Below are 24,176 nucleotides of genomic sequence, written 5' to 3' on the forward strand. Positions count from 1 at the left end.
ATAGTTTTATAATTATAAATAAGATTTTACTTTTTATTACTTAACACATTGGGGGTAGAAACAATGAAAAATATTAATAGTATAAAAAAGGTTGTCCTTGCTTATTCTGGAGGGCTTGATACTTCAATTATAATTTCATGGCTTAAGGAGAATTATAATTGTGAAGTTATAGCCGTAGTTGGAAATGTTGGACAAAAGGACGAGCTAATAGGATTAGAAGAAAAAGCTCTAAAAACCGGAGCATCTAAATGCTATATAGAGGATTTAACAGATGAATTTGTTAATGATTATATTTTCCCGACAATAAAGGCTGGAGCAGTTTATGAAGGAAAATACTTATTAGGAACATCCTTTGCCCGTCCAATAATCGCAAAAAGATTAGTTGAAATTGCTATTAAAGAAGGAGCCGATGCTATTGCTCATGGATGTACTGGAAAAGGAAATGACCAAGTAAGATTTGAGCTGGCTGTTAAAGCTTTTGCTCCTGATATGAAAATAATAGCTCCTTGGAGAATTTGGGATATAAAATCTAGAGAAGAAGAAATTGAATATGCCTTAGAAAGAAAAATTCCTATATCCATAAGCTATGAAACTAACTATAGCAAGGATAAAAATCTATGGCATTTAAGCCATGAAGGACTTGATTTAGAAGATCCTGCTAATGAACCTAAATATGATAAAATTCTTGAAATGTGCAATACTTTAGAAAATGCACCAGATAATCCAAGCTATATAAAATTAAAATTTGAAAAAGGTATTCCAGTTGAATTAAATGAAGAAAAACTAGATGGCGTTACTTTAATTGAAAAATTAAATAAAATTGGCGGAGAAAACGCTATTGGAATAATAGATATGGTAGAAAATAGATTAGTTGGAATGAAATCTAGAGGAGTCTATGAAACTCCAGGGGGAACTATTCTTTATAAAGCCCATAAAGATTTAGAAGAAATATGCTTAGACAAAGAAACTGCTCACTACAAGCAGCAAGTTGCCTTAAAATTTGCAGATCTTGTTTATAATGGCCAATGGTTCACTCCACTTCGTGAAGCCCTTTCAGCCTTTATAGACAAAACTCAAGAAACAGTTACTGGAGAAATCACTTTAAAACTATACAAAGGCAACATCATAAATGCCGGCATGACTTCCCCTTATTCACTTTATAGCGAAGAATATGCAACCTTTGGAGAAGATGCTGTTTATAATCAAAATGATTCCTCTGGATTTATAAATCTTTTTGGACTGCCTATAACAGTAAAAGCAAAAATGGAAGAAAAATTAAAGAAGGGTGATAAATAAATGAAACTTTGGGGCGGACGTTTTGAAAAAGGAATTAATGAAAATGTAAATGACTTTAATTCATCAATAAGAATAGATAAAAGAATGTATAAGGAAGATATAAAAGGAAGCATTGCCCACTCAAGAATGCTTGGAAAAGAAAATATTATCCCAGAAGAAGACAGTCAAAAAATCATTTCTGGGCTTAATAAAATATTAAAAGAAATTGAGGAAGGAACTCTTGTTATAGATGATAATGCTGAAGATATCCACAGCTTTATTGAAAAAACTCTGACTTCCTATATAGGTGAAGAAGGAAAAAAACTTCATACTGGAAGAAGCAGAAATGACCAAGTAACCCTAGATACAAAACTATATCTAAAGAAGGAGTTAAAAATAGTTGCTAGTTTACTCTTAAATCTTCAAGAAGTTATATATGATAAGGCAAAGAGAAACATTGATACAATAATGCCTGGCTATACCCATATGCAAAAGGCTCAACCAATTACCTTTGCCCATCATATTTTAGCTTATACTCAAATGTTTCAAAGAGATTTAAGCAGGCTGGAAGACTGCTATAAAAGACTAGATGAAATGCCTTTAGGAAGTGGTGCCCTTGCTACTACTAGCTATCCTTTAAATAGAAACATGGTTGCAAAAGAATTAGGATTTTCTTCTATAACTTATAACAGCATTGATGCAGTTTCTGATAGAGACTATGCAATTGAAGCCTTATCAGTTTTATCTATGATAATGATGCATTTATCTAGATTTTCTGAAGAAATAATTCTATGGGCAACTAATGAATTTAACTTTATTGAATTATCAGATGAATATAGTACAGGCAGCAGCATTATGCCTCAAAAGAAAAATCCTGATGTAGCTGAACTTGTAAGAGGTAAAACAGGAAGGGTTTACGGAGATCTAATTACACTTCTAACTGTTATGAAAGGTCTCCCTCTAGCTTACAATAAAGATATGCAGGAAGATAAAGAAGCATTATTTGATGCTTTAGATACTGTAAAACTGTCATTAAAAACCTTCACTGGCATGTTAGATACAATGACTATAAACAAGGAAAAGATGAAAAAAGGTGCAGCTCTAGGTTATACTAATGCTACTGATGTGGCTGACTATTTAGTAAAAAAAGGCCTGCCCTTTAGAAATGCTCACGAAATTGTTGGGGAAATTGTTTTATACTGTATAAAGAAAAAGCTTGCTATTGATGATTTATCTTTAGAGGAATTAAAGAACTTCTCATCTCTTTTTGATATAGATATATATAAAGCAATCAGCCTAACAACATGCGTGGAAGAAAGAAAAGTAATTGGCGGCCCAAGCTCCTTCTCAGTAGAACTTCAATTAGAAATTCTTGAAAATTCAATTATAAAATATAAGGAAATCTTTGAAAAACTTAAATAACAATATTTACCAGTACAGAGTGCACAGTTCACGGTTCACAGTTAAAGGATGAAACTGTGTACTGCAAACTGTGCACTGTAAACTTTATAATATTGAACTTATCCTTTTATCGAGCTTTTATATCCGCAATTTATAATATTTTCTCATAATTTTCGTCTTAATTAGATATAATATTCTTATTGTAAATGTAAATTTCATTTTTTTATTTCATTTAAACTTAATTTAGGTTATAATACATATATATGGATACGCAACTCCCCGTTGTCTATCCTTGTAGTAATTAGATTTAGTACTAATTATAATTAAATTTATATTTTGGAGGTTTGTACCATGTTAGTTTCAGCAAAAGAAATGTTAACTAAGGCAAGAGCAGGACATTATGCTGTTGGTCAATTTAATATTAACAATTTAGAATGGACAAAAGCTATATTATTAACTGCTCAAGAAAATAATTCACCTGTTATTTTAGGAGTTTCTGAAGGAGCTGCTAAATACATGACTGGCTATAAGACTGTAGCTGCAATGGTTAAAGCAATGATTGAAGAATTAAACATCACTGTACCAGTTGCACTACACTTAGATCACGGTAGCTATGAAGGTGCTTTAAAAGCTATGGAAGCTGGCTTCTCATCAATAATGTTTGATGGTTCTCACTATCCAATAGATGAAAATATAGCAAAAACAAAGGAAATGGTTAGATTAACTTCTGAAAAAGGTCTTTCTTTAGAAGCAGAAGTTGGTTCAATCGGAGGAGAAGAAGACGGAGTTGTTGGTGCTGGCGAAATTGCTGATCCAAATGAATGTAAAGCAATCGCTGACCTAGGAGTAACTATGTTAGCTGCTGGTATTGGTAACATCCACGGAAAATATCCAGAAAACTGGCAAGGATTAAACTTTGAAGCTTTAGAAAAAATAAATCAAGCAACTGGAGAAATGCCATTAGTATTACACGGTGGTACTGGTATTCCAGAAGATATGATAAAGAAAGCTATTTCTTTAGGAGTTTCAAAAATCAATGTTAACACTGAATGTCAATTAGCATTCCAAGAAGCTACTAGAAAATATATTGAAGAAGGAAAAGACCTTCAAGGAAAGGGCTTTGACCCAAGAAAGCTTTTAAACCCAGGATTCGAGGCTATAAAAGCTACAGTTAAAGAAAAAATGGAACTATTCGGATCAATCAACAAAGCATAATAACATAAAAAAAGAGCTGTTATCAGCTCTTTTTTTATGCAGTCACAGAGCACTGTAAACTGATGCTCTCTATCCTAAAGCAACATCTAAGACCATCATCACAATAAATCCTAAAATAAGGCCTAATGTAGTTAATTTTTTATTTTCCATAGAAGCTTCTGGCAATAGTTCTGCTCCAACTACGGCAATCATTGCTCCTGCTGAAAAGGATAATAAAAATGGTAATATACTTCTAACTGCTAAGGCTGCTGCCACTCCTATAACACCTGCGATTGGTTCAACTAAGCCTGAAGCTTGTCCATATAAGAAGCTTCTTGTTCTTGATAAGCCTTCCCTTCTTAATGGAAGAGAAACTGCTGCTCCTTCCGGAAAATTTTGAAGCCCTATTCCTAAAGCTAAGGTTAAGGCAGCTACTAATGAAGCTCCTGGAATTCCTACTGCAACTCCTCCAAAGGCTACCCCAACGGCAAGACCTTCTGGTACGTTATGAAGAGTTACAGCTAAAACAAGTAAAATACTTCTTTTATAACTATTTTTTATAATAGCTTCTGTAGCACATTCAGAATTATTATTTTCAATCTCAAAACCATAACAATATTTGTCCATTAATTTATCAACAAAAATTAGAAATAATCCTCCTAATAAAAAGCCAAAGGCAGGAATAATAATACTATTAAAGCCTAAATCTTCACATAAGGTTATGGCAGGACTAAGCAGAGACCAAAAGCTGGCAGCTATCATAACACCTGCTCCAAAACCAATCATTGTATTTAAAATTCTTTTATCTACTTTTTTAAAGAAAAATACTAAAGCAGCTCCAAGAGCTGTAACAAACCATGTAAATATAGTAGCAAGGAACCCCTGTAACAAAGGGTTTAATTCACCAAACCACTCCATATTAAACCTCCTAATAAAAAAGTCCTTACTACTAATCTACTAAATTAACTTTATTTGGTTACAAATATCATCAAAAAATTCCATTGAACTTTATAATCCTGCAGTTTTATTTTTATTTAACCCTCTTTCTTCTAAAAATTCATAAATAGTTTTTGAGCTTGTGTCATTTAATGTATAACCTAGTAAATTAACTATCTCCTTTAGACTTTCTAAGGATTTAGTTTCTATTTCTATGTAGGGAAAAGGACAAAAACTCTTATCATTAATATCAATTTCAATAAGCGAATCTTTTAATTTATAACTTTCCCTATATTTTTTTATTGAATGTTTTAATTCAAGGCCTAAAGATAAAAATATTCTTTCTGCAGCCTCCTTATCTTCTACTATAGTTTCATTTTCCTCCATTTCCTTAAAGGTACCTTGACTTAACATTTTCTTTGTTGTCATATAAACTACTTCTCTATTATTTAATTTATCTTCAACTAATCTTATTCTTGCATAGCCTTTTTGCTTTAAAAGAAAATTATCCTTAAAATCGTAAATATTATTTATTTGATTTTCTTCTTTAACCTTTATAGCATTTAATCCTTCTAACTTTCTTCTGATTTCTTCTACATCTATATCAAAAATCCTTGTTTCTAATTCCTTCATTTAAAAACCTCCTATAAGTAATTTTTTAATCATTATAACATAACACAAATTTAATTAATAATAAACTTTCTCATTTTAATATTTATAAAAAAGCTATACATTTTTTACCTAAAAAGTATTAGATTGTTTTATTTTTTCAAAAATAATTATATAATAGATATAGTATTTATTTTTATGGAAGTGGGGTAAGTTAAATGGAGCTTAATAAAAAATATATTAATTTAGAAGATTTAAAGGTTGGAATGATAACTTCCAAAGAAATTATGGTCGATAACACTGTTTTAGTTGGTAAAAATATCTACATAACAAAAGGTATATTAAATAAACTAATTCAGTTTTATCCTGGTAAGAAGATTTGGGTGTATGCTCCCAAGGAGGATAATCAAAAAGAAATAGAAGAATTGAAGGAAGTCCAAAGTGAATTTAAAACCGTATCAGAGAATATAAAAGACATTTTTAGCGAAAATAATATTAACCTTAAGACTACTAGTGAAATAAGTAAATACTCTGTAGAATTAGAAAAATTTATTAGATCAAATAAAAGTGTTCTAAAAAGTCTAATTATCAATGGAAGTAATGAAGATACAATATATACTCACTCTGTAAATGTTGCTTCATTAAGTTACTTAATTGGTAAATGGCATGGTTATGATGATAAGATGCTACATAATTTAGTATACGCTTCCCTATTACATGACTTTGGAAAAACAAAGATAGACGAAAATATAATTAACAAGAAAGACCCTATAACTAAAGATGAATATGATATTCTCAAAACTCATTCATCTCTTTCTTATAATGCAGTAAAAACTATTCCATATATTAATAGAGATATAGCTTTTGGAATATTATTGCACCATGAAAGAAATGACGGTTCTGGATATCCTCTTGGTATAACTGGTGATAAAATACCGGAAATTGCAAAAATTATAGCAATAGCTGACGTATTTGATGCAATAAATTCAAATAGACTATACAAGAAAAAGAAAAAGCCTTTTGAGTCTCTTCAAGAAATTAAAGATGAAAGCTTAAAAGGAAAACTTGATTACACTTTATGTAACACTTTCTTAAATGGTTTGCTAAATTTCTATGTTGGACAAGAAGTTGTATTATCAAACGGAGAAGTAGGAAGAATAGTTCAAATGGATATAAACAATATTTCCAAACCTTTAATTCTATGCGATGAAAAATTTATTGATTTAAAAACAGAAAAAGATTTAACTGTAACAAAAATCCTTTAAATATATAAAGGCTGAATAAAAGGATATGCTAAACAAGCATATCCTTTTAACTTATATTTAGGCTTTTTATTTTAATTTAATCTTTTTTCCAAATTAGAATTTACATTATATCTAAAACCTTGTCTATTATAAAAATTAAGTTCTTCTTTTGTAAACTTTCTTCCAGTCACTAATATATCGTTTACATATTCTTTTCTAATATGAGCTTCTAATTCTAAAAGCAATTGATATCCAACACCAAGCCCCCTATACATTTCATCAACTACTAAATCTATTATTTTTACTCTATTATTTTCATCTATATCATATTTTAAATATCCTATTACATCATCATTTAATTGAGCAACAATTATCTTATTATCTCTCACTAATTCTTCTTCCAAATATGCTTTATCTGGATTTAATTTAATAATATAGTTATAGTCTCCCTTTTTTATAGTTCTAACATCAAATCCTACCATAATTATACCCCCATATCATATGTGTAGATTTAATATATAAAAATATATTAAATATATATTTTTATAATATTAAGAATTTTCTAACTATTTATATTTTAATTATACAACTTTTTTATAATTATTTCCATATATTTTTCAAATATACGAATTTATTTTTTATTTGCGATTTATTATATAAAAAGAAACTATTTCTTTACATTTAGAAATAGTTTCTTTCTTGTCTTGCTTTATATTAAAATTATAATTTTTCTCTGCGCCTGCTTGATTTTATAAATAACTCCTTTAATAATTTTTCATCATCATTTAATAAAGCACTTTTTATCTTATTTAATTCATTCAAAAAGTTATTTATTGCCTCAAGTAAGTTCTCCTTATTTTCAAAAAATAGCTCACTCCATAAATCTTCATTTATATTCGCTATTCTTGTTAAGTCCCTATAGCTGTCTCCAATAAATTTTCCAGTATCTCTTCCCTCTTCATCACTATTAATTAAAGCTACAGCAATAGCATGAGGAAGCTGACTTGTAAAGCCTATCATTTTGTCATGGTAGCTCGGACTAACATATTTTATATTTTTAAATCCAAGGTCATAAATTATCTTTTCTAAAAGTTCTATATTTTCCTTCTTATTTTTTTCAGTTAAGGTTATCAAATAGTTTGCATCCTTAAATACTTCCTTTGATGCATAATCTATTCCTTTTTTCTCTCTTCCAGCCATAGGATGTCCAAAAATAAAATCTACATCCTCAGGCAATATATCTAAGATTTCTTGAACAAATAGCTCTTTAACTCCTGCTACATCTGTAATAAGGCTTCCAGCTTTAAAGTATTCCCTATTTTCTAAGATAAAATCTTTTACCAACCTAGGATATAAGGAAATTACTATTAAATCCATATCTTTAATAATATCCTTCCCCTTTGAATATCCCTCCTTTATTATTCCAAGAGCTTTAGCCTTTTCTAAAGTTTCTAAATCTATATCTATTCCATAGACCTCATTATAACCTGCAGCTTTAAGTGCCATAGCATAACTTCCCCCTATGACACCAAGCCCTACAATTAAAATTTTTAAATTCTTCCCTTCCATACTACAATCCTACCCTCTTTACTTCCTATTTAATAAAGATTGCGAAGCAATCTTTTAGTTTACAGTTTATAAGGTGCAGTTAACAGTTAAGGAAGAAACTACTGCGTAGTTTCTAAAATTATATTTCTATAAGCTCTTTTAAAGATTATAAATATTATAATTCAGCTTAAGCTGAATTATTTCCTAAACTGTACACTGTAAACTATACACTGCGCACTAATAAAAAGTACTTAGCACTTTTTATTTATTATTTTAATAATATTATCTAGCACATCACTAATTGTCCCATCATTTGCTACTTTGTAGTGGCAGTATTTCTCATATAACTTATGCCTTTCTTCATATAAGCTATAAAGGCGGGCCTTTCCATCCTTTAATAGAGGTCTGCTTTCTGTATCTATATCCTTTAAAATATCTTCAACAGACCTAGAAATATAAATAATTACAGCCTTATCTTTAAAGGCATCTATATTTTCCTTTCTTTTAACTACTCCGCCGCCGCTTGCTATAACTGTTCTCTTTTTTTTAGAAAGTTCTAAACAGGCCTCACTTTCACAAGCCCTAAAATAATCCTCACTTATGGCAAAAAGCTCCTTAACTGCTTTATTAGTCTTTTCTTCAATATAAAGATCCATATCGCAAAAATCATAGCCTAATTTTGAAGCTAAGAGCCTTCCTATAGTACTTTTGCCTGCTCCAGGCATTCCTATTAATAAAATCAATTCCTTATTCATAAGCTTTCCTCTTAATTATTTTTATTTATTTTAGGATGATTTTTTAATTTATCATATATTTCTTTTATTATTTCCTTGTCGATAGGCCTTTGCTGCCATATTTCCTGGGCTTTAAGGGCCTGCCCAATAAGCATATATAAACCACCAACAGTTTGCTTTCCAAGCTTTCTTCCCATTTCTAAAAACTTAGTTTCAATTGGATTATATATTAAATCTACTAGAATATTAAAGTTCCTTATTATATCTTCATTGACTGGAGAAACATCTACCTTAGGATACATACCAAGAGGAGTTGAATTTATGATTATATCTCCTTTTATGCCTTCCAGTTCCTTATAGCTTATCATTTCTACATTATTTTGAGTAAATTCATTTTTCTTAGGATTTCTGCTTACGATATAAACCCTGTCTATCCCCATATCTAGTAAATAACATAGCACAGCCTTGCTTGCTCCCCCACTGCCTAAAATAGCAGCAGTTTTATCCTTTAAATCTATCTTATGAAGCTTTAACATATAGACAAATCCATAATAATCAGAATTATCCCCATAAAGTTTTCCATTAAGCAAGGAGATTGTATTTACAGCTCCAATTCTTTTAGCCTCTTCTGATATATGATCTAAATATTTCATTATTTTTTCCTTATAAGGAATGGTAACATTAGAGCCCTTGACCTTTAAGATTTTTAAAGCATTAGCAAAAGCCCCTAGGTCCTTTTCTTCAACTTCAAATAATTTGTAGGCTCCCTCTTCCCCTATATATTTTAATATTTCCCTATGAATTTCCTCTGATAGACTATGGGAAAGTTTTTCTCCCAATAAACCATAAAACTCCATAAAGTCACCTTCTTTTATTTTAAACTTGATTTATAACTTCCTAATATCCTAAAATATCTGCTGTTTTCTTCTATTCGGCTTAAAGCCTTTCTTACATATTCATTTTCTAAATTTCCTTCAAAATCTACATAAAGAAGGTATTTCCAGGATTCATTTTTATTTGGCCTTGATTCTATCTTTATCATGTTTATATTATTTTCTGCAAAATATCTTAATAAACTATACAAATTCCCTGCCTTATCTTCCAGCGAAAATACTACACTTATTTTATCGCTCTTTTTATCATAATTAGGATTTCTTGATATAACTATAAACTTGGTACAATTATCTTTTTTATCATTTATCTTTTCCTTTAATATTTCTAAGCCGTATATCTCAGCTGCCCTTCTGCTTCCAATGGCAGCTTTCCTTTTATCCTTTAAATCAGCTACATATTTAGCGCTTATGGCTGTATTATAGTAAGGAATAAGCTTAACCTTATCAAATTGACTTAAAAACTTTTTACTTTGATGAAAGCCTTGAGGGTGGGAATAAATTTCTTCAATTTCCTCTAAAGCAGCACCCTTAATTCCAATTAAATGCTGATCTATCTTTACACATTCTTCTCCAATTATATAAAAGCCATATTTAACTAAAAGGTCGTAAACTTCGCTTATAGCTCCAGTATAGGAATTTTCTATTGGTAATACCCCATAATTAATTTCTTTTTTCGCTATGGCCTCAAAGACATCTTCAAAATGCTCATATTTTTTTGTATTTTTAGGATTATTGAAAAACTTTAAAACTGCTTCCTCACTAAAGGCTCCTTCTAGTCCCTGATAGCCAATTACCATTTCTTCCTTATTTATAGAGCTTTCATCAGCTTCCTCTTTAACTATATTCTTTTGAAGGGATCTGCTAAGCTCCATTATCTTTTCAAAAAACTCTTCTGTTATATTTGAATAATTTATATTTTTAAGCTTAGATATATTTTTTTTAATTACCTCTTTTTCCCTTGCTTCATTTAATATAGGAAGATTATTTTCCTTTTTATATTCCCCTACCTTTACTGCAAGGTCCATTCTTCTTTCAAAAAGAGAAACAAGTTCCTTATCTATTAAGTCAATTTCCTTTCTATAGTTCTCTAATTTACTCACTGCCCTGCCCCCTTAATTAAATCCAATATTCCTATAGCTGCCACTGCTTCAATTACTGGCACTGCCCTTTGAACTATGCAAGGATCGTGTCTTCCTTCGACCCTAAACTTAACATTTGTCTTGTTATTTATATCTATTGTATTTTGTTCCTTGGCAATAGAAGCTGTAGGCTTTATTGCAACCTTAAAGATTACTGGCATTCCATTTGTTATGCCCCCTAGTATTCCTCCATTATTATTAGTTTTTGTTTTTACTAAATCCCCATCATAATAAAATTCATCATTTGCTTCTGAGCCAAACATCCTTGTCATTTCAAAGCCCTTACCAAATTCTATTCCTTTTACTGCCGGAACGCTAAAAATTAAATGGGCAAGGGTTGATTCAACTGAATCAAAGAAGGGGTTTCCTAGGCCAGCCTTAATTCCTATTATTGCACATTCAATTGTTCCTCCAACTGAATCTCCCTCATATTTAGCTTGTAATATTTTATGCCTGATCTTATGCTCTAAGGATTTATTTAATAAAGGAAGCTCCTCTTCCCTTAAGTTAAATAATTCTTCCCTGGTTAAATTAACTCCATTAAAGTCGTCATCCTTTATATCCTTTATTGAAGATATGTGGGAAGCTATATATATGCCCTCTTTTTCTAAAACCTGCTTACATATAGCTCCTGCAAAAACTAAGGGAGCTGTTATTCTTCCTGAAAAATGACCTCCACCTCTATAATCATTAAAGCCTGAATATCTTATATGTCCAGTATAATCTGCATGGCCAGGTCTCATATAATCCTTAAGTTTACTATAATCCTTAGACCTTGTATCCTTATTTCTAATTATCGCACATAGGGGAGTACCTGTTGTTCTTCCTTCAAAGTATCCGCTTAATATTTCAGGAAGGTCCTTCTCTTTTCTTGCAGTAGACAATTCATTTTTCCCTGGCGCCCTTCTTTCCATCTCAAAAAGCAGCTTTTCCATGTCTATTTCAAAACCAGATGGCAAGCCATCTATGGTTATGCCTATAGCATTACCATGAGATTCGCCAAAGATTGAAACTTTTATGTTATTTCCCCATATTCCACTCATCTGCAATTCCTCCTAAAGTTTTAAAATCCTCGAAGAAACTTGGATAGGACTTAGCTACACAGTCATAATCAATAAGATTTATAGCTTCCTTACATCTAGTTGATGCTATTGCCAAGGTCATTGCAATTCTATGATCCTTCCAGCTCCAGACATCAACACCTCCCTTAAATTCTTCTACTCCATATATTACTAAGCCATCTTCCTTTTCTTCTATTTTTGCACCAATCTTATTAAGCTCACTTGCAACAGCCCTTAATCTATCACATTCCTTTATCCTTAATCTTCCTGCATTTATTATTTCTGTTTTTCCCTTGGCTAAGGCTGCGGCAACAGATAAAACTGGTATTATATCTGGACATTGAGATCCATCTATAATTGTTGATTTAATTTCATAAGGAGCTGTACACCCAATTCCATCTTCTTCCTTATAAAATTTTGCTCCCATACTCTCTAATATATCTATAACAGCCTTATCTCCTTGAAGGGAAGTTAAATTTAAGTCTTTTACTTTTACCTTTGAGCCAATTAGGTCTGCTACTAAGTAAAAGGCAGCCTGGGAGTAGTCTCCTTCAACCCTGTAGTTCCTTGATTTATAGCTTTGATTTCCCTTAATTATAAGTTCCTTATAATCCTTATTTATTATTTCTACTCCAAAGTCCTTCATGCAGGAAATAGTTAAATCTAAATAGCCCTTTGATTCAAGTTCTGTTGTTATAATAATCTTTGAATCTCCCTTTAATAAAGGCAGGGCAAATAAAAGTCCTGATATAAATTGAGAGCTTATATTTCCTGGGACTGTAAAAGTTCCAGGCTTTAGAAGCCCCTTAATTATTAAATCTAATTTATCCTTTGTATAATTATATTTAATTCCTTGTTCAGCAAAAATATTATAATAAACATCTAAGGGTCTTTTTCCTAAATTCCCTTCTCCAGTAAATTTAGAAATTCCATCAAATAATAAGGAAATCGGTACTAAAAACCTCAGGGTAGAACCAGATTCCTTACAATTTATATCCCTTGCATTTTTTCTTACTGCCTTTTCATTAAAGATACCTGTAATATTAAGACTGTCAGGATTTTTCTCTATTATCGCCCCTAATTCCTCCATGGCGCTTATGGTTGCTATAATATCATCAGAATAATCTATATTTTCTACTATAGATGTTTCCTTTCCAATGGCTGCACAAATAATGGCTCTATGAGCTATACTCTTTGAAGGAGGAACTTTTACACTTCCACTAAGAAGTGATTTTTTTAAGTGTAATTTATTCATAAGATTTCCCCTCTCTTAAAGAAAAAATTCCTTTTTTGTTTTATAAATAAAGCTTTCCCCTATTTCCTTTAAAGCAATTATATTTAAAGTCTTGCCCAAATTCTTTTTATCTAACTCTATAGTTTTTATAAGTTCTTTAATATCAATATCCAAATTATAAGGCAGTTTATATTTAATTAAAATTTCCTTAATTGCTTCAGAAGTTCCTTCTTTTGTTATAGTGTATTTTTCAGAAATTTTACTTATTATATACATTCCGATAGCAACAGCTTCCCCATGGGTATACTTATCATAGTTATAATACTGCTCTATTGCATGACCTATTGTATGGCCAAAATTTAATAACATTCTTTCTCCAGTATCTTTTTCATCCTTTTCAACAACTTGGGCTTTTATTTTGCAGCAAGTGTGAATAATATATTCAATATTGTGCATAACATCTTCTTTATTCTTATAATTTAATAATTTATAAAAAAACTGTCTATCCTTTATACAGCCATACTTTATTACTTCTGCCATTCCATCACTGAAAACTCTATCTGTCAAAGTTTCTAAAACTATAGGGTCTATTAAAACCTTCTTTGGATGATAAAAACTTCCTACTAAATTTTTTCCCTTATCTAAATCAACTCCAACCTTTCCTCCAACACTGCTGTCAACTTGGGCAAGTAAAGTTGTTGGACATTGAACAAAGGGAACTCCCCTAAGGTAAGTTGAAGCAATAAAGCCAGCTAAGTCCCCAATTACTCCACCCCCAAGGGCTATGATTAAATCACTTCTTGTAAATTTAAAATTAAGAAGTTCATCATAAACTAAAGGCAGAGTATTAAAGGATTTTGTCGCTTCTCCTTCCTTTAATACCAGCTTTTTTGCCTTATAGCCTGCTTCTAATAAATTATTTAACACCTTATCTCCATAATATTTATCTACTATTCTGTCAGTAATAATAAATACCTTATCCCCTTTAAAGACCTCTCTTATTTTCTCAGAAATTTTATTTAGAATGTCCTTTTCTATATTAATAGAGTAGCTATTTTCTTTTAAATTTACCTCTAGCTTCAATTTAAATTTCCCTTCCAACTGCATTTGCAATAGGTTTAAGTTCTTTTACTAAAGCATCATAATCTTCTGGCTTAATTGATTGAGGTCCATCTGATAAAGCTTTTTCAGGGTCATTATGCACCTCTATTATAAGCCCATCTGCTCCAACGGCAACTGCTGCTTTTGCTAAAGGTGCTATCATAAATCTCTTACCTGTTGCATGACTAGGATCTACTATTACTGGTAAATGGCTTAATTTTTTAATTGCAGGTATTGCACTTAAGTCTAAGGTATTTCTTGTATAAGTTTCAAAGGTTCTAATTCCTCTTTCACATAAAATTACATTATTATTACCGCCAGCTAAAATATATTCAGCACTCATTAAAAATTCTTCTATAGTTGCAGCAAACCCTCTCTTTAATAATATTGGCTTATTTATTTTTCCTAATTCCTTTAATAAATCAAAGTTTTGCATATTTCTTGCTCCAACTTGAATTATATCTACGTCTCTCTCAAAAATTTCAATATCTTTAGCTGACATTATTTCTGTCACTATTGGCAATCCTGTCTTTTCCCTTGCTATTTTTAATAATTCAAGTCCATCATATTCTAAGCCTTGGAAACTATAAGGTGATGTTCTTGGCTTGAATGCCCCACCTCTTAAAAAGCTTGCCCCTGACTTTTTAACTTCCTCAGCTATAAATTTTATTTGATCTTCACTTTCTACAGAACAAGGTCCCGCTATCATTGCTATTCTATTTCCGCCTATTTTTCTTCCATTAACATCAACCACTGTATTTTCTGGATGAAAAACTCTATTGGCTTTTTTGAAAGGTTCTTGAACTTTTATTACCTTTTCTACAATATCATGTGCTTCAATTTTTAATGGATCAATTTTTGTTGTGTCTCCTATGATTCCCAAAACTGTTAACTCCTTACCTATTACAGGACAAACATCTATGCCCTCTTTTTTTAATTCTTCTGTTAATTTTCTTATATCCTCTTCTCTAGTTTTTGCTTTTAATACTACAACCATTAATATGCCCCCTTTTATTATTGTTTTTTTATATAAAAAAGAGAACCCCAAAGAGTTCCCCAATAAAGCAATTTATAACTATACTTATATAGTTTCTAAATTTATTTAAAAAACTCTGCTGAAAGGGATTATTTTATTGTATAGAAAATAGCCAGCGCTAAAATAAAAGCCCCAGAAAGCAAAGTAAAAGCTATAAAATTTTGCTATTCCCTTTATAATACCTTTCATAATTTCCTCCGTATAAATCTAGAAAACATATACTTATATTTTATTTACATTTCTTATATTTTACTTATATTTTCTTACAATTATATATTTTATATAATTCTATATCAAATATTCTGATAATGTCAATATAAAGTTACTTTCTAAAATTATTTTTAATAAAAATTCTATAAGGAGGGCTGTCCACAACAACCCTCCTTATATTCATAGGATTTCAGTTTGCTGAAATTCCTACTAATTTTTAATTATGAATTGGATAAATTTATTTATCACCAAAATATCTGTTTAATAATCCTAAGAATGCCTTTCCATGTCTTGCTTCATCCTTGCACATTTCATGTACTGTGTCATGGATTGCATCTAAGTTTAATTGTTTAGCTAATGTTGCTAAATCTTTCTTTCCTTGAGTTGCACCGTATTCAGCTTCTACTCTTGCTTCTAAGTTAGCCTTAGTATCAGCTACAACAACTTCTCCTAGTAATTCAGCAAATTTTGCAGCATGTTCTGCTTCTTCAAATGCTATTCTCTTATATGCTTCAGCAACTTCTGGATATCCTTCTCTGTCAGCTTGTCTTGACATTGCTAAATACATACCAACTTCTGTACATTCTCCAACGAAGTTTGCTCTTAAACCTTCTATAACTCTTTCATCTACACCTTGAGCTACTCCTATTCTATGTTCGTCAGCCCATTTTAATTCTCCTGATTGTTCTACGAACTTATCTGCTCCAGCATGGCATACTGGACATTCAGCTGGTGCTGCTTCTCCTTCATAAACATATCCACAAATTGTACATACAAACTTTTTCATAAACTTACCTCCTAAAATTTAAATATTTTAATTTCAATATCATAAGAATTTATTTACACTAGGAATTTTTTAAGCAATCCCTTTTCATAGTCATTATTATATAATAGTAATTATCTGTTGTAAAGTGTTTTATAGTAAATTTTAACTTTTTTTATTTTTTATCTTTTTAATAACACCTTTCCTCTAAGTATAAAAGCTGCCATCTTATTAGAACCCTTATAAAAACTTATCACAAATATAAATAAGAGCCTCCCACTATAACTAATGTAGAAAGCTCTTATTTATATTTATATATTATTTAACTGCATTTTCCATATCCCTTAATACAACATCTGCACCCTTAAATCCAGGTCCTCCTATATACCAAGCAGTTGGTTCAACATAAATAATATGTCCATTCTTGTAAGCATCAGTGCTCTTAATTAAATCATTATCTAAAGTTTCTTGAGCTGTAGCTTTTCCTTCTCCGCTGCCTGTAGCATAAGTTCTATCTAATACTATTAAGAAATCCGGATTCTTTTCTTTAATGTATTCATTAGTTACTTCTTGTCCATGAGTTGCATCATCTATGTTTGTATCAATTGGTGTAAATCCAAATTCATTATAAACATATCCAAATCTTGAATCTGCTCCTTGAGCACCATAGGAACCTTCATTAACCATTAAGAATAAAGCTGTTGCATTTAAAGCCTTTGTCTTTGAAACTAATTCTTCTTTTCTTGCATTTATTGAAGCTAATTTTTCTTCTACTTCTGCTTCTTTACCAAAAATTTGGCCTAAGACTCTTGCTGTTCTTTCTAATGAAGCAAAATAGTCTCCATCACTTCCTAAGTATAAAGTTGGTGCTAGCTTTTGGAATTCAGCAATTGCTTCTTCTTGTCTTCCTTCGATAATAATTAAGTCAGGTTGTGCTGCTGCTACAGCTTCCATATCATATGATTTTAAGCTTCCTAAATCAATATATTTATCATCTTTATATTTTTCTAAGTATGATGGTATTGATGCCTTTGGAAGTGCCACTGGTTCAATTCCTAGGTCATCCATTATATCTAATGAAGCAAAATCTAAAACTACTACATTTTTAGGATTGTAAGCTACTTCTACTTCCCCCTTTCTATCTGTAACTGTTATAATATCTCCATCTTGATGTTTTGCTGTTTCAACATCAGAATTTGCCTTTGTATTATCCTTACCCTTATATTGTGTAACTCCTAAAATTGCCGCAACTACAAGGATAATTGCAATTATAATTCCTGTTCTTTTTTTCATGTTAAAAATCCTCCTAAAGTATTTTTATATATTAAAGTCATTTATATTTTAAAAATAAATACAAATGTTTTTATTATTAATATTTTGAATGTTAAAGTCCATATCAAAGATATCATTTAATACATCCTTTTGAATTATGTTCATAGCTGTATCATTAGCTACTAACTTCCCATTTTTTAAAGCTACTATATTATCTGAATAACAAGAGGCAAAATTAATATCGTGGATTACAAGAATTATTGTTTTTCCAAGATCTTCTGCCATCTTTTTAAGAAGTTTCATCATTTCAACTGAATGCTTCATATCTAGATTATTTAATGGCTCATCAAGCATTATGTATTCTGTATCTTGGGCTATAATCATAGCAATAAATGCTCTTTGCTTTTGACCTCCACTAAGTTCATCTAAATACTTATCTTCAATATCCTTTAGACTCATATACTCTAATGCATTATCAACCATTTCTATGTCTTCTTTCTTTAACCTTCCTTCACAATAAGGAAATCTACCAAAAGAAACAAGTTCCCTGATTGTTAATCTAACATTTATATTGTTGCTTTGCCTTAGTATTGATAAGGTTTTGGATAATTCTTTTGTATCCCAGTCCTTTAGATTTTTACCATCTATAACTACATCGCCTAAATCCATAGCTATAAGTCTTGAAATCATAGATAATATTGTACTTTTTCCTGCACCATTAGCACCTATAAAAGATGTAATCTTTCCCTTTTCTATATTAAAGGAAACATTATCAACAACTTTTTTATCTCCATATGATTTACAAAGATTTTTTACCTCTATCATACTTTTCCCTCCTTAAGTAATAGCCTTATAAAATATAATCCTCCAACAAAATTAATTATTATACTAATAGTTCCTCCAAAGTTTAAAAGTCTTTCTAATATAAATTGACCTCCAACTAAGGCTATAATGCTTATCAGTATTGATACTGGTATAAGCAAATTGTATTTATAACTTTTTGTCAGCTCATGAGTTAAATTGACTACTAATATACCTAAGAAAGTGATAGGGCCAACTAAAGCTGTTGCTACAGATACTAAAATAGACACAAATGTAAGCATTTTTTTAGTAAATTTATCATAATTAACTCCTAGGTTAATTGCTGTATCTCTTCCTAATGATATAACTTCTATTTTACTTATTTCCTCATAAACTAATGCAAAGATTATAAGAACAACTGCTAAAACTATAAGTAATATGTCCTTATTTATTAAATTAAAAGAAGCATTAATCTTAGCATATAAAGCATCATATTCATTAGGATCTATAATTACCTGCATAAAGCTTGAAATACTTCTAAATAAAGTCCCTATTACTGTTCCCACCAAAAGCAGAAAGAAAATATTATTCTTACCATCCTTTAAAACCAGCTTAAATAGGATCATTGCCAGTATTAACATAAGGCTGCAGTTTACTACAAAATTTACAGGCTTACTTGTAAAAACAATAGATGTCGAACCAAACAAGAATACAACTACTGTCTGTACTAAGCCATATAGAGCATCAAGACCCATTATGCTAGGAGTTATTATTCTATTTTGAGTAACCCCTTGAAAGAGCATACTGGAAAGGGCAATGGCACTGCCGGCAATTACAATTGCTATAAGCCTAGGCACTCTTATGTAAAAGCTGTATCTTAAAATTTTAGGATTTAAGCCCCAAAATACATATAAAGCTATGGATATCAAAGCTAATAAGCTAAGCAAAATTATTGTTCTTTTCTTATTGTCCATTATTTATTCCTCCTGAAGATTAAGTAAAGGAATATTGCTCCTCCTATAACACCAACTGTCATTTCAATTGGTATCTCGTAAGGGAATATAATTATACGACTGATAATATCACAAACAAGTAAAAAACTTGCTCCAAGCATTGCTATAAAAGGCATATTCTTTTGAAGGTTGTCTCCTTTCATTATTGAAACAATATTAGGAATAACTAAACCTAGAAAAGGTATATTTCCAATTACTATAACGACTAAAGCTGATATTAGAGATACAATTATAACTCCAATATTACTTACTAATTTGTAATTAAGCCCAAGTCCTACAGATATGTCTTCTCCCATACCAATTAAGTTAAACTTATTAGCATAAAGGAAAGCTGCTACAAGCAATGGTATAGTCAGATATAACATTTCATAATTTCCTTTTATTATGGTTGTAAAACTTCCCCTAAGAAAAGAACCCATATTTTGACTTAAATCATTTTTATAGGCTATAAAATCAGCTATTGAACCAACAACATTTCCAAGCATTATCCCTACTAGGGGAATAAATATTATATCCTTTACCTTAAGCATTTTTAGTATTCTCATAAAAATAAAAGTTCCTAAAACTGCAAAAATAAATGATATTACTATTTTTTGGCTTGTTGATGGTTTTGGAATTAATACAAGAGCCATTAAAACCCCAAGTTTTGCTGAATCTATAGTTCCTGCTGTTGATGGTGAAACAAATTTATTGTTACCAATCTGCTGCATTATGATTCCACTAATACTCATACCTATTCCAGCAAATAAAATACTTATTAATCTTGGTACACGACTTATGAGTATTATGTCTAACTCCTCTTTTCCTATATTAAAAATACTTATATCTGATACTCCTACAAATAGAGATACTATAGATAATATGACTGTAATTATAAAAAGTAATTTTGTAGATAAATTTTTAGACATAATAACTCTCCTTTACAATTGATAATAATTATCAACACTAAATGAATTATATATGATAATAATTATCATTGTCAATGGTTTTTTAATAAAATATTTCCTTTAAATGAACATTTTTTATAATAGCTGAAATATTTTCTTTCCTTTGTAATAATATCTAGTAAAAAGCTATAGTTATTTTCCACAATTTTACTAGAAAGTTCTTATAAAGAATTTAATTTATCAAATGTATTTCTTAGAACATTTAAGAATTTTTATCATAATATGTAGTATATCGGGTATAACTTATGATAATAAAAAGGAGGAACTTAAATGAACATCGATAAATATATAGACGCACTTTATTATGAAGAATTTGAAAAATATGATGACGATTATGATTTTGAATGGGATGAATGGAAGGAAAAAGAATGCAAGAAACGCAGAGAACCTAAATTTAGATGTGTAAAATATCCTGTATGCCCAAAACATTATCCACAACAATATCAATCATGCCAATGTCCTGCACAAATTCAACCACGTTATAAGTGTCATATAGATAAAAATAGAAAAGCATCTGAAACTTGGATTCCTTATGCTTCAGGAGCTGATCTTGATTTAACTATTGCTGCAGGCGGTACTACAGCATCTGCTGCAGTTGGCTTTGGAAGCAGTGGAGCTGTTACTGTTGCTACTACTCTAGGTACTATAAATTTAGTTAATGGAAGTAACTTTGCCTTTGCAGTTCCAAGAGAAGGCTGCTTAAGATCCTTTACAGCATATTTAACAGTAACTGGTGCAATAGATGTTGCTCTAGGATTAGTTACTGTATACGCTCAGTTATACAGAGCTGAAGCAGGAAGCACTCTATTTACGCCAATTCAAGGGGCAACAATAACCTTCCCTGCTATTTCTAGTACTACAGCTGCAGGTACTACCTTTAATGGTATTATTAAAGGAATAAATTATCCATTATGTGAACAAGACCGTCTATTGCTAGTTTATTCAGCAACTTCTACAACAGCAGCAGGAACAGATCCAATTACTATACCTGTTACTGCAAGCGCAGGAATTTCTATATCATAATCATATTAAAATCTTTAAAATAAAAGTCTTATAAAATAAATAAGGCTGTTATACAACGCCTTCAGTTGTATAACAGCCTTTATTCTATCACTTAAAAAATTATTCTATTAAACATATAAAGTTAAATAAACCATATTAATTAGAACAATTACTAATTTCACATCATATTATATATTATATCAAATACTAACTAAGATAATAAAAAGGGGGGAACTAATATGAAAAATACTAGATATATTGATGAACTATATTATGATGAAATTAAAAGAGCTAATATGCACTTTTGCTGCTGTAAAGATCATATAGAAAATAAAAAATGTCCAAAATGTGGGCCGAAAAAAATAGGTCCAACTATAATTCCTTATTCATCTGATGGAGAACGAGAATTTTCATTTGAGCTAATTAATGGTGTGACTTTAACTACTCTTTCCACTGCTATTGGTTTTGGAGATTCAGCACTCGTAACAATACAGCCAACAGGACTTATCAATGGAGTTGATAATGACGGTATGACAGCCTTTGTTCTTCCTAGAGCAGGTTGCCTACAAACTCTAGCTGTATCTGCCACCGTAACCGATCCATCAGAAATCCCAGCTGGAACAATAATAACAATTATAGCTCAATTATATAAAGCCCAATGTAATAGCAGCATATTTGCTCCTATTCCTGGAACTCAAATTATTCTAGCTCCATCAATCACTTCAAGTACTGTTGTAGGAACAGTATTTAACGGATGCGTAGATAATTTAAATTATTCCTTAAATAAACTAGAACGTTTGGCATTAGTTTTTTCTGTGTCAATTCCAGCAGCAGTTGACACCGAATTTAACTTTGCAGCTAATCTTAACGGTGGAGTAACCATATTATAATAAAAACTATTATAATTATTATAAAGTAAAAAACTTCTACACAAAGATTTACTGTGTGGAAGCTTTTTATTTATAAATAAAGATACTATTCTTCTTTTAATATAAAGAACATTCTACAATAAATGGAATATTATGTACTATATTAAATATCCTTAAGGAACAAAGGAGGATTTTATGGGTAAACCAAAATATATAGACAAACTTTGCGATGATTTGTCTTTAAAATACGATTCTGACCGCTTCTTTTATGAAATCCTTAAAGATTTGGAAGAAGCTCCATGCAAAAGAGAGAAAAGGGTCAGAAAAGAAATTGATCTGCTAAAGGAAGAAAAATTTAAAATACCAGGAAAATGCAGGGACATAGAAATATGTCCAAAAGAACCTGAAATATTAAACTGTAAGGGTTCCTTAAGCCTTATTCCTTACGCTTCAGGTGGCACTGTAGCTTTAGATGTTATCCAGCCTAGCTCTACAAATGCAAATGTAGGAATAATAGCTTTTGGAAATAATGTTACTACTGCAACTGATATTCCAAGTAGAACCATTACTGTACCAATTGGCGGCACTACTAATATGGCATATACAGCATCTAATTTTATAAAAATAAGATCAATTACTGCAGATTTCACTTTAGTTGATGCAGAACAAATAACTTCAGGCTCAATAGTTATAAAAGCTCAATTATATAGGTCCTTCCCTCCATCAAATATCTTTTCTGCAATACCTGGTACTGAAATAACTTTAGGTCCTGCTTTAACTGGTGTTGTTCCTTCCGGAAGTATTTTGGTTGGAATTAAAAGAAATATTCATGCACCTGAAATTTGTCCACAAAGTCGAATAATCCTTGTTTTCTCAGCAGTAGCTCAAGGAACAGGTGCAACAATAGCTACTTCTCCAATAAATGGTTATGCAAGTGCAGGGGTAACTATTGAGTTAAAATAGCATCTGCATAATAAAAGGAGTTATTAGGCAAATATAAACCTGATAACTCCTTTTATTTTGTATTACTTAAATTGAACATTTATTAAAATCTAATTAATTTTTACTCTCTATATTTTCTAATTTCTTTTTTTATTAATTCTAATAGATTATTAAGCTCATGTACTTCCCCATCTTCAATTAGCTTATTTAAAGAAAGCTCAAATCTACTTGCTTCTGCAAATTTTCCTAAAGAATGTAAAATTAAAATATTATTCATAATATTTGATATTATATCTGATTTTACTTCAAATAGCTTTTGCGCATCTTTTATTTCATCCTTAATATCCAACATTAATTCATCTAGTTCAAAGGCTGCATCTGCTGCTTTTTTTAGTTTTTCCCTAACATGACTTGGCAACTGCTTTTTATACTTATAATTTAAGGAATGTTCTATTGTAGCCCAAAAGTTCATAGATAAAGTTCTTATTTGAAATTCAGCTAATATTACTTTTTCCCCTTCTGCCATATTTACAGGATATTTAATAATAATATGGTAACTTCTATAACCGCTTTCCTTTACTCCTCTCACATAGTCCTTTTCATAAAGGATCTGCATATCTTTTCTGCCTCTTATTATTTCTACAACAGTATCTATATCATCAACAAACTGGCACATAATCCTAATTCCAGCTATATCTTCAATTTCATACTCTAATCTATCCATTGGGATACCAAATTTATTTGCTTTTTCTAATAAACTTGATACTTCCTTTACTCTCCCTGTTACAAATTCAATTGGAGAATATTCATTTTTCTTTCTAAACTCTTTTCTTATACTTCTAAGCTTTACCTTTAACTCTTCAACCGCTTGTTCATAGGGCATAAAAAATCCCTTCCAATTTTGAACAGTCATATCTAATCACCCTCTTTAAACTTCACCTTATAATTATAT

24 protein-coding genes are annotated in these 24,176 nt (G+C 30.6%); 7 read left to right on the forward strand and 17 right to left on the reverse strand.

The features are described from left to right. Positions 1-63 precede the first annotated feature (63 nt). The 3 genes from BEN51_RS08440 to fba all read left to right on the forward strand — a co-directional run bounded on the left by BEN51_RS08440 (position 64) and on the right by fba (position 3,891). Positions 64-1,296 (forward strand): argininosuccinate synthase, encoded by a 1,233-nt coding sequence (locus BEN51_RS08440; RefSeq protein WP_119865630.1) that lies wholly within the window; start codon positions 64-66, stop codon positions 1,294-1,296. Beyond that, positions 1,297-2,697 (forward strand): argininosuccinate lyase, encoded by a 1,401-nt coding sequence (gene argH / locus BEN51_RS08445; protein WP_119865631.1) that lies wholly within the window; start codon positions 1,297-1,299, stop codon positions 2,695-2,697. A 330-nt stretch (positions 2,698-3,027) separates the two neighbouring features. Then, positions 3,028-3,891, forward strand: coding sequence for a class II fructose-1,6-bisphosphate aldolase (gene fba, locus BEN51_RS08450; RefSeq protein WP_119865632.1), 864 nt, complete (start codon positions 3,028-3,030; stop codon positions 3,889-3,891). A 69-nt stretch (positions 3,892-3,960) separates the two neighbouring features. On the opposite strand, the gene BEN51_RS08455 is transcribed toward fba, so the two are convergent. After that, entirely contained in the window at positions 3,961-4,788 is an 828-nt protein-coding gene (locus BEN51_RS08455; RefSeq protein ID WP_119865633.1) for a ZIP family metal transporter, read from the reverse strand. Positions 4,789-4,878: 90 nt separating this feature from the next. Then, on the reverse strand, positions 4,879-5,439 hold the full coding sequence (locus BEN51_RS08460; protein WP_119865634.1) for a class IV adenylate cyclase: 561 nt from the start codon (positions 5,437-5,439) through the stop codon (positions 4,879-4,881). A gap of 194 nt (positions 5,440-5,633) precedes the next feature. On the opposite strand from BEN51_RS08460, the gene BEN51_RS08465 reads away from it, so the two are divergent. Continuing rightward, positions 5,634-6,680, forward strand: a complete 1,047-nt coding sequence (locus BEN51_RS08465) for an HD-GYP domain-containing protein (protein ID WP_119865635.1) — start codon at positions 5,634-5,636, stop codon at positions 6,678-6,680. 71 nt (positions 6,681-6,751) lie between these two features. Here BEN51_RS08465 and BEN51_RS08470 read toward each other — a convergent pair whose 3' ends face one another. From BEN51_RS08470 to BEN51_RS08535, 14 genes are all read right to left on the reverse strand, one after another. Further along, positions 6,752-7,141, reverse strand: coding sequence for a GNAT family N-acetyltransferase (locus BEN51_RS08470; RefSeq protein WP_119865636.1), 390 nt, complete (start codon positions 7,139-7,141; stop codon positions 6,752-6,754). Positions 7,142-7,379: 238 nt separating this feature from the next. Further along, entirely contained in the window at positions 7,380-8,228 is an 849-nt protein-coding gene (locus BEN51_RS08475) for a prephenate dehydrogenase (RefSeq protein ID WP_119865637.1), read from the reverse strand. A 230-nt stretch (positions 8,229-8,458) separates the two neighbouring features. Next, the gene (locus tag BEN51_RS08480; RefSeq protein ID WP_119865638.1) at positions 8,459-8,962 is read right to left on the reverse strand and encodes a shikimate kinase; all 504 of its coding nucleotides are present in this window, start codon (positions 8,960-8,962) and stop codon (positions 8,459-8,461) included. A gap of 11 nt (positions 8,963-8,973) precedes the next feature. After that, positions 8,974-9,798 (reverse strand): shikimate dehydrogenase, encoded by an 825-nt coding sequence (aroE, locus tag BEN51_RS08485; protein ID WP_119865639.1) that lies wholly within the window; start codon positions 9,796-9,798, stop codon positions 8,974-8,976. Between the two features lie 14 nt (positions 9,799-9,812). Further along, positions 9,813-10,934, reverse strand: a complete 1,122-nt coding sequence (gene pheA / locus BEN51_RS08490) for a prephenate dehydratase (RefSeq protein WP_119865640.1) — start codon at positions 10,932-10,934, stop codon at positions 9,813-9,815. Next, entirely contained in the window at positions 10,931-12,016 is a 1,086-nt protein-coding gene (gene aroC / locus BEN51_RS08495; RefSeq protein WP_119865641.1) for a chorismate synthase, read from the reverse strand. Before aroC ends, pheA begins: the two co-directional genes overlap by 4 nt. Beyond that, the gene (gene aroA, locus BEN51_RS08500; protein ID WP_119865642.1) at positions 11,994-13,289 is read right to left on the reverse strand and encodes a 3-phosphoshikimate 1-carboxyvinyltransferase; all 1,296 of its coding nucleotides are present in this window, start codon (positions 13,287-13,289) and stop codon (positions 11,994-11,996) included. Before aroA ends, aroC begins: the two co-directional genes overlap by 23 nt. A 15-nt stretch (positions 13,290-13,304) precedes the next feature. Beyond that, positions 13,305-14,351: a 3-dehydroquinate synthase gene (gene aroB / locus BEN51_RS08505; protein WP_335621833.1), complete on the reverse strand. Its 1,047-nt coding sequence runs from the start codon at positions 14,349-14,351 to the stop codon at positions 13,305-13,307. Position 14,352: 1 nt separating this feature from the next. Beyond that, positions 14,353-15,366: a 3-deoxy-7-phosphoheptulonate synthase gene (gene aroF, locus BEN51_RS08510; RefSeq protein ID WP_119865644.1), complete on the reverse strand. Its 1,014-nt coding sequence runs from the start codon at positions 15,364-15,366 to the stop codon at positions 14,353-14,355. Positions 15,367-15,853: 487 nt separating this feature from the next. Further along, positions 15,854-16,402, reverse strand: coding sequence for an NADH peroxidase (locus BEN51_RS08515; protein ID WP_119865645.1), 549 nt, complete (start codon positions 16,400-16,402; stop codon positions 15,854-15,856). A 294-nt stretch (positions 16,403-16,696) separates the two neighbouring features. Continuing rightward, a complete protein-coding gene (locus BEN51_RS08520; RefSeq protein ID WP_119865646.1) occupies positions 16,697-17,671 on the reverse strand; it encodes a siderophore ABC transporter substrate-binding protein in 975 nt (324 codons plus the stop codon). A gap of 48 nt (positions 17,672-17,719) precedes the next feature. Beyond that, a complete protein-coding gene (locus tag BEN51_RS08525; RefSeq protein ID WP_119865647.1) occupies positions 17,720-18,475 on the reverse strand; it encodes an iron ABC transporter ATP-binding protein in 756 nt (251 codons plus the stop codon). Further along, positions 18,472-19,425: an iron chelate uptake ABC transporter family permease subunit gene (locus tag BEN51_RS08530; RefSeq protein ID WP_119865648.1), complete on the reverse strand. Its 954-nt coding sequence runs from the start codon at positions 19,423-19,425 to the stop codon at positions 18,472-18,474. Before BEN51_RS08530 ends, BEN51_RS08525 begins: the two co-directional genes overlap by 4 nt. Beyond that, a complete protein-coding gene (locus tag BEN51_RS08535; RefSeq protein ID WP_119865649.1) occupies positions 19,425-20,372 on the reverse strand; it encodes an ABC transporter permease in 948 nt (315 codons plus the stop codon). The genes BEN51_RS08530 and BEN51_RS08535 overlap by 1 nt, the downstream gene beginning before the upstream one ends. A 309-nt stretch (positions 20,373-20,681) precedes the next feature. Here BEN51_RS08535 and BEN51_RS08540 point away from each other — a divergent pair, with 309 nt between their 5' ends. From BEN51_RS08540 to BEN51_RS08550, 3 genes are all read left to right on the forward strand, one after another. Continuing rightward, positions 20,682-21,434, forward strand: a complete 753-nt coding sequence (locus BEN51_RS08540) for an exosporium glycoprotein BclB-related protein (protein ID WP_119865650.1) — start codon at positions 20,682-20,684, stop codon at positions 21,432-21,434. 218 nt (positions 21,435-21,652) lie between these two features. Next, positions 21,653-22,303, forward strand: coding sequence for a hypothetical protein (locus BEN51_RS08545; protein WP_119865651.1), 651 nt, complete (start codon positions 21,653-21,655; stop codon positions 22,301-22,303). Between the two features lie 174 nt (positions 22,304-22,477). Next, complete coding sequence (locus BEN51_RS08550) at positions 22,478-23,245, forward strand: hypothetical protein (RefSeq protein ID WP_119865652.1); 768 nt, start codon at positions 22,478-22,480, stop codon at positions 23,243-23,245. Between the two features lie 100 nt (positions 23,246-23,345). On the opposite strand, the gene yjbM is transcribed toward BEN51_RS08550, so the two are convergent. Further along, positions 23,346-24,137 (reverse strand): GTP diphosphokinase, encoded by a 792-nt coding sequence (gene yjbM / locus BEN51_RS08555; protein WP_119865653.1) that lies wholly within the window; start codon positions 24,135-24,137, stop codon positions 23,346-23,348. Positions 24,138-24,176 lie beyond the last annotated feature (39 nt).

This window comes from Clostridium isatidis, assembly GCF_002285495.1.
Taxonomy (GTDB): Bacteria; Bacillota; Clostridia; order Clostridiales; family Clostridiaceae; genus Clostridium; species Clostridium isatidis.

Excerpts from the sequence above, each read along its gene's own strand:
- BEN51_RS08440 (WP_119865630.1), top strand. The coding sequence starts at position 64 with ATGAAAAATATTAATAGTATAAAAAAGGTTGTCCTTGCTTATTCTGGA.
- argH (WP_119865631.1), top strand. The coding sequence starts at position 1,297 with ATGAAACTTTGGGGCGGACGTTTTGAAAAAGGAATTAATGAAAATGTA.
- fba (WP_119865632.1), top strand. The coding sequence starts at position 3,028 with ATGTTAGTTTCAGCAAAAGAAATGTTAACTAAGGCAAGAGCAGGACAT.
- BEN51_RS08455 (WP_119865633.1), bottom strand. The coding sequence starts at position 4,788 with ATGGAGTGGTTTGGTGAATTAAACCCTTTGTTACAGGGGTTCCTTGCT.
- BEN51_RS08460 (WP_119865634.1), bottom strand. The coding sequence starts at position 5,439 with ATGAAGGAATTAGAAACAAGGATTTTTGATATAGATGTAGAAGAAATC.
- BEN51_RS08465 (WP_119865635.1), top strand. The coding sequence starts at position 5,634 with ATGGAGCTTAATAAAAAATATATTAATTTAGAAGATTTAAAGGTTGGA.
- BEN51_RS08470 (WP_119865636.1), bottom strand. The coding sequence starts at position 7,141 with ATGGTAGGATTTGATGTTAGAACTATAAAAAAGGGAGACTATAACTAT.
- BEN51_RS08475 (WP_119865637.1), bottom strand. The coding sequence starts at position 8,228 with ATGGAAGGGAAGAATTTAAAAATTTTAATTGTAGGGCTTGGTGTCATA.
- BEN51_RS08480 (WP_119865638.1), bottom strand. The coding sequence starts at position 8,962 with ATGAATAAGGAATTGATTTTATTAATAGGAATGCCTGGAGCAGGCAAA.
- aroE (WP_119865639.1), bottom strand. The coding sequence starts at position 9,798 with ATGGAGTTTTATGGTTTATTGGGAGAAAAACTTTCCCATAGTCTATCA.
- aroC (WP_119865641.1), bottom strand. The coding sequence starts at position 12,016 with ATGAGTGGAATATGGGGAAATAACATAAAAGTTTCAATCTTTGGCGAA.
- aroA (WP_119865642.1), bottom strand. The coding sequence starts at position 13,289 with ATGAATAAATTACACTTAAAAAAATCACTTCTTAGTGGAAGTGTAAAA.
- aroF (WP_119865644.1), bottom strand. The coding sequence starts at position 15,366 with ATGGTTGTAGTATTAAAAGCAAAAACTAGAGAAGAGGATATAAGAAAA.
- BEN51_RS08515 (WP_119865645.1), bottom strand. The coding sequence starts at position 16,402 with ATGAAAAAGTTTGTATGTACAATTTGTGGATATGTTTATGAAGGAGAA.
- BEN51_RS08520 (WP_119865646.1), bottom strand. The coding sequence starts at position 17,671 with ATGAAAAAAAGAACAGGAATTATAATTGCAATTATCCTTGTAGTTGCG.
- BEN51_RS08525 (WP_119865647.1), bottom strand. The coding sequence starts at position 18,475 with ATGATAGAGGTAAAAAATCTTTGTAAATCATATGGAGATAAAAAAGTT.
- BEN51_RS08530 (WP_119865648.1), bottom strand. The coding sequence starts at position 19,425 with ATGGACAATAAGAAAAGAACAATAATTTTGCTTAGCTTATTAGCTTTG.
- BEN51_RS08535 (WP_119865649.1), bottom strand. The coding sequence starts at position 20,372 with ATGTCTAAAAATTTATCTACAAAATTACTTTTTATAATTACAGTCATA.
- BEN51_RS08540 (WP_119865650.1), top strand. The coding sequence starts at position 20,682 with ATGAACATCGATAAATATATAGACGCACTTTATTATGAAGAATTTGAA.
- BEN51_RS08545 (WP_119865651.1), top strand. The coding sequence starts at position 21,653 with ATGAAAAATACTAGATATATTGATGAACTATATTATGATGAAATTAAA.
- BEN51_RS08550 (WP_119865652.1), top strand. The coding sequence starts at position 22,478 with ATGGGTAAACCAAAATATATAGACAAACTTTGCGATGATTTGTCTTTA.
- yjbM (WP_119865653.1), bottom strand. The coding sequence starts at position 24,137 with ATGACTGTTCAAAATTGGAAGGGATTTTTTATGCCCTATGAACAAGCG.